Below are 7700 nucleotides of genomic sequence, written 5' to 3' on the forward strand. Positions count from 1 at the left end.
GTCGGACTTACGATGTGACGTCAACATCGCTGCCAGTAGCGGGAGTTGAGCGCTCGACCGGCGTTCTCGCCCCCCTGACCGGCAGAGCACCGGAGGGGGAACGGGCGCAGTGGGGCGTACTCCTGAGCAGTTGGGGAAATGGCTTCGCGACCATCGTGTGCGACTGGGGCTGAGCCAGCTCCAGCTCGCCGAACGCGCCGGGGTCAGTACGCGCAGCATCCGCGAGATCGAACACGGCAGGTCCCCGTCACGGGGCAGCCGGTCGGCCCAGCGGGTCGCCGCCGCGCTGGGCCTGGACGCGGCGATGGAGGCCGGGGCACCGAGGGGTGGGGACGCCCTGCGGGTCGGGGTGCTGGGGCCGCTGACGCTCCGGGTGTCGGGCCGGCCCGTGGACGTGGCGGCGGCCAAACAGCGCGATCTGCTCGGTCTGCTCGCCCTGCAGCCCGGAGTGTCCGTCGGACAGGACGAGGTGGTCGACGTCCTCTGGGAGGGCAGTCCGCCGGCCACCTGCGTCAACCTCGTCCACACCTACATCGCCCGATTGCGCCGCCTGCTCGACCCGGCGCAGGACACGCGCGGGACCTCGGACGGGGTGCTGCGCCGCACCCGCACCGGCTATCTGCTGCACCTCGACCATGGGCAGTCGGACGCGGCCGAGTTCACCGAGATCGCGCTGGGCACGCCGGACGACTCGCCGCAGGAGACGCTGCGCCGTGCCGGAGCGGGGCTGGGCCTGTGGCGGGGAGCTGTCCTCGGGGACGCGCCCCCTCACGTGCGCGAGCACCCGGCCGCCATCTCGCTCACCCGGCTGCGGATGTCGCTCGTCCAGTCGTACGCCGACGTGGCCCTGCACCTGGGCAGACCCGGGGGCGCCCTCCACGAGTTGCAGAAGGCCGCGGGCCTCGACCCCCTGCACGAGGGCGTGCACGCCCGGCTGATGCTGGCGCTCGCCGCCTCGGGCCAGCAGGCCGCCGCGCTCGGCCTGTACGGGACCTTGCGCAGCCGCCTGGACGACCAGCTCGGCGTCGCCCCCGGCCCCGAGGTGGCCGAGGCCCACCTGCGCGTCCTGCGCATGGACCTGCCCCGCCCGGCGACCGGGGCACCGGCCGCGGTGGCGTCGTCCGTGCCGCCCGCGCTGCTGCCGTACGACATCTCCTTCTTCACCGGCCGCGGGGAGCAGGTGGCCCGGCTCGACGCCCTGCTCGACGCACCGGGCCCCCGGACCTGTGTGCTCACCGGAGCCGCCGGCATCGGCAAGACCGCCCTTGCGGTGCACTGGGCGCACCGGGTCCGCGAGCGGTTCCCCGACGGGCAGCTCTTCGTGGACCTGCGGGGGCACTCACCGGAGGCGGCGCCGCTGCGTCCCGTGGAGGTACTCGCCCGCTTCCTGATGGCCCTCGGTGTGGCGGGGGAGCGGGTCCCGGGCACCACCGGGGCCGCCGCCGACATGTACCGGACCCTGACCGCCGCCCGCCGCACGCTGGTCGTCCTGGACAACGCCGTCGACGTGGACCAGGTCAGACCGTTGCTGCCCGGCGGCCCCGACTGCCTGGTCCTTGTCACCAGCCGGGACCGGCTGGCCGGACTGTCCGTCCGCGACGGCGCCGACCGGCTCGCGCTCGACCTGCTGGCGGCCGGGGAGTCCCGACTGCTGCTCGCCCGTACCCTCGGCGCGGACCGGGTGGACGCCGAGCCGCAGGCGGCCGTCGCGCTCGCCGACGCCTGTGGCCACCTCCCCCTCGCCCTGCGGATCTGCGCCGCCAACCTGGACCACACTCCGGGGCGCACACTCAGGGACCAGGCCGATGAACTGTCCGGGGACGACCGGCTGGGCCTGCTGGCCGTGGACGGGGACACCACCTCCGCGGTGCGTACCGCCTTCAGCCTCTCGTATCACGCACTGCCGGCCGCGGCCCGCCGCATGTTCCGGCTGCTGGCCCTGGTGCCCGGCCCCGACACCGGCATCGAGACGGCGGCCGTCCTCACCGGCACCACGCGACGCGAGGCGTCCCGGCTCCTGGCACGGCTCAGCGGGGCTCACCTGATCCACGAGCACCGGCCCGGACGCTTCCGCTGCCACGACCTGTTGACGCTCTACGCGGCCGAGCGGCTGAGCCTGGAGGAGAGCGCCACCGAGCGGCGGTCGGCCGCCGCCCGGCTCTACACATGGCTGCTGGCCGCGGTGAACCGTTGCGCCAAGCTCCTCTATCCGGGCACCCAGCGCGTGCCCGGCGCGTACGACGAGACGGAGGCGACGGCCCTGCCGACCGCGCCGCCGGCCCTCGACGACGCCACCGCCGCCGCGCGCTGGCTCGACGCGGAACTGCCGGGCCTCGCCGCGGCCGTCCACCAGGCCGGGGCCGAGGGGCATCCGGCGGCGTGGCGCCTCGCCGACGCGCTGCGCGGCTGCTCGTGGACCCGGCGGCACACCATCGACTGGCTGGCCCTCGGCGAGGCCGCGCTCACCGCCGCCCGGGCGGCCGAGCAGCCCCTCGCCGAGGCCGCCGTGCACAATCTGCTGGGGGACGCCCATGTCCAGCGGGGCCACCCCGACGACGCGATCGCCCACTACGAGCTGCTGCTGACGGCGGCCGAAGCCGCGGACTGGCCGGACGGCGCCGCCACCGCCCACAACAACATCAGCACCGTCGCCCAGGTCAGCGGGCGACTGCGGCTGGCCGCCCAGCATCTGGACCGCGCCATGGAGATCGACCGGCGCAACGGTCTGCCCCAGGGCCACCCCGTGGTCCTCGACAACATCGGCCACACCCTCCGTGAGCTCGGCCGGCTGTCGGAGGCCCTGGACTGCCACCGCAGAGCGGCGGACCTCCACCCGGAACTCGGTTCGCGGATCAACCAGTTGCTCAACGCGGCGGCCCTGGTCCAGGTGCGCCAACTGCTGGGTGACACCGGATGGACGAGTCGCCAACTGGACGGACTCCTGCACAGGGCCCACGACGTGGGAGATCTCGACACCGAGGCGCTCGTTCTGCGCCTGTCGGCCTGGATCCGGGGGGACACCGGCGACCTCACGGGCGCGCTGGAGTCGGCCCGTGCCGCCGTCCGCCTCAGCGACGAGAACACCGACGAATACAACCGTGCCGGTGCCCGGCTCGTGCTCGGCGACGCCCTGCTGGCGGTCGGCCGTCGCGCGGAGGCGGCCACGGCCTACGAGGAGGCCCTCGCGTTGGCGCGGGAGAGGGACGCCCGCGACCTGGAGGCGCGTTCCCTGCTCGGGCTCGCGTCCGTCCCCGTTCCCAGCGACCGCCGACTCGCCACGGCCGCGCTCCGGCTGGCCCGCCGCTCGGAGTACCGCCTGGTCGAGGACCAGGCGCTCACGGTGCTCGCCCGCTGCGCACTGGAGCACGGGGAGCCGGCCACCGCCGCGGAGTACGGCAACCAGGCCCTCACGGCCCACCGCGAGAGCGGCTACCGCAAGGGGCAGGCCGAGGCGTTGGACCTCCTCGGCCGGGCCGCGGCCGTGACCGCCGGCGCCGATCCGACGCCGTACTGGACACAGGCCCTGGAGATTTTCGACGCCCTCGGCGCGCCGGCCGCCACGGCCGTACGGCACCGGCTGGCCGGGCGGACCTGACCGACGCTCGGCGCACGATGCGCTCCGTGCGTCGAAACATTCGGGATGGGTGGGCGTCGAGCCGACGGTTCTTTCGCCCGTCCTCTTGGAATTGATGTGACCTTTCCCTGCGATCGGAGTGAGAGGTCCGAGTTCACGTCCGGATGGTGTTGACATGTTCACGCGTCTCTCTAGGATCCGTCACACCCAAGTTTCCGAATCCGGTTCGAAATTTCGCACCCACCCTGAGTCGACATGTCCCCCACGGCGCTCTCCCCGAAAGGAGCCCCGGTGCCCACTCGATCAGGCAGGCGACTGCTCCATGTCCTGGCCGCCGCCGCACTGACGGTCGCCGCATCAGTGACGGCCTCCGTCCACTCCACCGCCACCGCCGCGCCCGCCGCGCCCGCCGCGCCCGCCGCGCCGGGCAGCCCCGCGCTCACCCCACCCCTGGGGTGGAACAGTTGGAACAGCTTCGGGTGCGGGATCACCGAGGCGCAGGTGCGTCAGGCCGCGGACACGATGGTGTCCTCGGGGATGAAGGACGCCGGCTACCAGTACGTGGTGGTGGACGACTGCTGGTTCGACCCGCAGCGCGACGGAGCGGGCAACCTGCGGGCCAACCCGACCAAGTTCCCCAGCGGGATGAAGGCGCTCGGCGACTACATCCACAGCAAGGGGCTGAAGTTCGGCATCTACCAGGTGCCGGGTGAACGCACATGCGCGCAGACCACCGGTGCCTATCCGGGGTCGACGGGCAGCAGGGGCCACGAGGCGCAGGACGCCGCCGCGTTCGCCTCATGGGGTGTGGACTATCTCAAGTACGACTGGTGCTCCTCCAGCGGCACCCGTGACGAGCAGGTCGCGCGGTTCAGCGTCATGCGTGACGCGCTGCGGGCCACCGGCCGCCCGATCGTCTACAGCATCAACCCCAACAGCTTCCACGCGATCACCGGCTCCACGTACAACTGGGGTGAGGTCGCGGATCTGTGGCGGACGACGGAGGACCTGCTCGACATCTGGCAGAACAACAACACCAACAGCTACCCGATGGGCGTCGGCAACGTCCTGGACGTCAACGCGCCGCTGGCCGCGCAGTCGGGCCCGGGTCACTGGAACGACCCGGACATGCTGGTGGTCGGCCGTCCCGGCCTGTCGCTGACCGAGTCGCGCTCCCACTTCGCCCTGTGGGCGCTGATGGCGGCCCCGCTGATGGCGGGCAACGACATCCGCACCATGTCCGCCGACGTCAGCGCGATCCTGCGCAACCCCCGCCTCCTCGCGGTCAACCAGGACCGGCTCGGCGCGGGCGGCCGCCGCGTCCGTGACGACGGCAACACCGAGGTGTTCGCCAAGCCCCTGGCCGACGGCTCCGTCGCCGTGGGCCTGTTCAACCGGGGCGGCAGCGCCGCGACCGTCACCACCACCGCCGCCCAAGTCGGCCTGACAGGTGGGCCGTTCACCCTCACCGACCTGTGGACCGGTGCCACGTCCGGCACCACCGGCCAGATCTCCGCGAGCGTGCCCGCCCATGGCGTCGCCGTGTTCCGGGTCAGCGGCGGCAGCGCACTGGCGGCCACCACCGCGCGGCTGCGCGGCACCGGGTCCGGCCGCTGCCTGGACGTGGATCGCGCCTCCACCGCGGCCGGGACGGCGGCGTTGATCTGGGACTGCCACACCGCGGCCAACCAGCTGTGGACCTCCTGGGCCGGCGGTGAGATCCGCGTCTTCGGCGACAAGTGCCTGGACGCCTACAACCAGGGGACCACCAACGGCACCCGCGTCATCATCTGGTCCTGCAACGGCCAGGACAACCAGAAGTGGACCGCACAGGCCGACGGGTCGATCCGCAACGTCCGTTCCGGGCTGTGCCTCGACGTCAACGGGTCCGGCACCGCCAACGGCACCGCGGCGGTCCTGTGGAGCTGCAACGGACAGTCCGGCCAGAAGTGGAGCCGCACATGAGGGACATCGCCCCCCGGGCGGTCGCCTGGATCACGGGTCTCGTGCTGGCGTTCTCCCTTGTTCCGGCCGTGGTGCAGCCCTCGGCGGCCAGGGCCGACAACCCCATCGTGCAGCATGTCTACACCGCCGACCCGGCCCCCCTGGTCCATGACGGACGGGTCTACCTCTACACCGGGCACGACGAGGACGGGTCCACCTACTTCACCATGAAGGACTGGCGGGTCTGGTCCTCGGCCGACATGGTCAACTGGACCGACCACGGCTCTCCGCTCAGCCTCGCCACGTTCAGCTGGGCGTCCGCCGACGCGTGGGCGGGACAGGCCGTGCAGCGGGGTGGTCGGTTCTACTGGTACGTGCCGGTGAAGAACCGGGCGACCGGCCGGATGGCGATCGGCGTGGCCGTCGCGGACAGCCCCACCGGCCCGTTCCGGGACGCCCTCGGCCGTCCGCTGGTGGAGAACGGCGAGATCGACCCGAGCGTCTTCATCGACGACAACGGCCAGGCGTACCTGTACTGGGGCAACCCGAACCTGTGGTACGTCAAGCTGAACGCCGACATGACCTCCTACTCGGGCGGTCCCACCCGGATCCCGCTCATCACCGCCGGGTTCGGCACCCGCACCGGCGACCCCAACCGGCCCACGCTGTACGAGGAAGGGCCCTGGGTCTACAAGCGGAACGGGCTGTACTACCTGGTGTTCGCCGCCAAGTGCTGCTCGGAGTTCATCGCCTACTCCACGGCTCCCGGCCCGACCGGCCCCTGGACCTACCGGGGGACCGTCATGCCCACACAGGGCAGCAGCTTCACCAACCACCCGGGCATCGTCGATTTCAAGGGAAATTCGTACTTCTTCTACCACAACGGCGCGCTCCCCGGCGGGGGCGGCTACACCCGCTCGGTCGCGGTGGAGAGGTTCTCCTACAACGCCGACGGCACGATCCCGACGATCACCATGACGAACACCGGGGCCCCTCAGGTCGGCACGCTCAATCCGTATGTGCGCCAGGAGGCCGAGACGATCGCCTGGGGTTCCGGGATCGAGACCGAACCCGCCGCGGAGGGCGGCATGAACGTCGGCTGGATCGAGAACGGCGACCACCTCAAGGTCAAGGGCGTGGCCTTCGGGTCGGGCGCGTCCTCGTTCGCCGCGCGGGTGGCCTCCGGCAGCAGCGGCGGCACCGTGGAACTGCGCCTGGGCTCCCCGAACGGGACGGTCGTCGGCCGGTGCGGTGTGCCGGGCACCGGAGGCTGGCAGACATGGACGACGGTCAACTGCCCGGTGAGCGGCGCCACCGGCACCCAGGACCTCTACCTGCGCTTCACCGGAGGGAGCGGCTATCTGCTCAACATCAACTGGTGGCAGTTCACGGCGGGCACGACCCTGACCGCACCGCGCTAACCGCAGCGGCGACGCCCCTGACCCGGCGCCCGGGCGAACTTCGGCGAGGAACCGCTGTGTCGTCGGTCGGGTGAGACGGGTGTAACGGGGTAGAACAGCTGTGGCTCGTGTGACTGGACAGAGCCGGAGCATGCCCGGATGAGGGCTGTTCCCGGGCATGAACGAAGGATCGAACAGTATGGCAAGCGGCACCGTCAAGTGGTTCAACTCGGAGAAGGGCTTCGGTTTCATCGAGCAGGACGGCGGGGGCCCCGACGTCTTCGCCCACTACTCCGAGATCCAGGGCTCCGGCTACCGCGAGCTGACCGAGGGTGAGCACGTCACCTTCGACATCGGCCAGGGCCAGAAGGGCCCCCAGGCGCAGAACATCGTCCGGGGCTGACCGGACCCAGGAGCGCGGAGCGAGGCGGCTGCCGACGCGCAGCCGCCCCGCTCCCCGCCCGGGCCGCCGCTCCGTGCGCCGGCCTCACCTGTGCGGGGCGCCGCCTACCAGCGGTACCAGCGGCCCCGCTGACCACTGGGGCCCGTGGAGCGGGCGACGAAGCCGAGCAGCCAGAGCACCAGCACGATCACGGCGATCCACCACAGGGCCTTCAGAGCGAAACCGGCGCCGAAAAGGATCAGAGCCAGCAGCAGAACGAGCAACAAGGGAACCATTTCTTTCCACCTCCGCACCGCCGTTTGCCCGGCCGTCGCCACTCCACACCCACAAGACCTGCACGTTTTTTGTCCTCGAACGGGGGCACTCTGACGGGCTGCCC

5 protein-coding genes are annotated in these 7700 nt (G+C 71.9%); 4 read left to right on the forward strand and 1 reads right to left on the reverse strand.

Annotated elements, in window-relative coordinates:
• Positions 1–109 precede the first annotated feature (109 nt).
• The 4 genes from SMA5143A_RS28370 to SMA5143A_RS28385 all read left to right on the forward strand — a co-directional run bounded on the left by SMA5143A_RS28370 (position 110) and on the right by SMA5143A_RS28385 (position 7321).
• Positions 110–3595: a BTAD domain-containing putative transcriptional regulator gene (locus SMA5143A_RS28370; protein WP_107465659.1), complete on the forward strand. Its 3486-nt coding sequence runs from the start codon at positions 110–112 to the stop codon at positions 3593–3595.
• Between the two features lie 234 nt (positions 3596–3829).
• Positions 3830–5539 carry a glycoside hydrolase family 27 protein gene (locus SMA5143A_RS28375; RefSeq protein ID WP_219923612.1) on the forward strand — a complete coding sequence of 570 codons (1710 nt, stop codon included), beginning with the start codon at positions 3830–3832 and terminating at the stop codon, positions 5537–5539.
• Positions 5536–6939 (forward strand): glycoside hydrolase family 43 protein, encoded by a 1404-nt coding sequence (locus SMA5143A_RS28380; protein WP_107465661.1) that lies wholly within the window; start codon positions 5536–5538, stop codon positions 6937–6939. Before SMA5143A_RS28375 ends, SMA5143A_RS28380 begins: the two co-directional genes overlap by 4 nt.
• Positions 6940–7117: 178 nt before the next feature.
• A complete protein-coding gene (locus tag SMA5143A_RS28385; protein WP_107465662.1) occupies positions 7118–7321 on the forward strand; it encodes a cold-shock protein in 204 nt (67 codons plus the stop codon).
• A gap of 104 nt (positions 7322–7425) precedes the next feature.
• Here SMA5143A_RS28385 and SMA5143A_RS28390 read toward each other — a convergent pair whose 3' ends face one another.
• Entirely contained in the window at positions 7426–7596 is a 171-nt protein-coding gene (locus tag SMA5143A_RS28390) for a DUF5670 family protein (RefSeq protein WP_055522083.1), read from the reverse strand.
• Positions 7597–7700 lie beyond the last annotated feature (104 nt).

It is taken from the genome of Streptomyces sp. MA5143a, from assembly GCF_900290235.1.
In the GTDB taxonomy this organism is placed as follows: domain Bacteria; phylum Actinomycetota; class Actinomycetes; order Streptomycetales; family Streptomycetaceae; genus Streptomyces.

Bases quoted from the DNA above. Each gene is read 5' to 3' on its own strand.
- SMA5143A_RS28375 (WP_219923612.1), top strand. From the start codon at position 3,830: ATGTCCCCCACGGCGCTCTCCCCGAAAGGAGCCCCGGTGCCCACTCGA.
- SMA5143A_RS28380 (WP_107465661.1), top strand. From the start codon at position 5,536: ATGAGGGACATCGCCCCCCGGGCGGTCGCCTGGATCACGGGTCTCGTG.
- SMA5143A_RS28385 (WP_107465662.1), top strand. From the start codon at position 7,118: ATGGCAAGCGGCACCGTCAAGTGGTTCAACTCGGAGAAGGGCTTCGGT.
- SMA5143A_RS28390 (WP_055522083.1), bottom strand. From the start codon at position 7,596: ATGGTTCCCTTGTTGCTCGTTCTGCTGCTGGCTCTGATCCTTTTCGGC.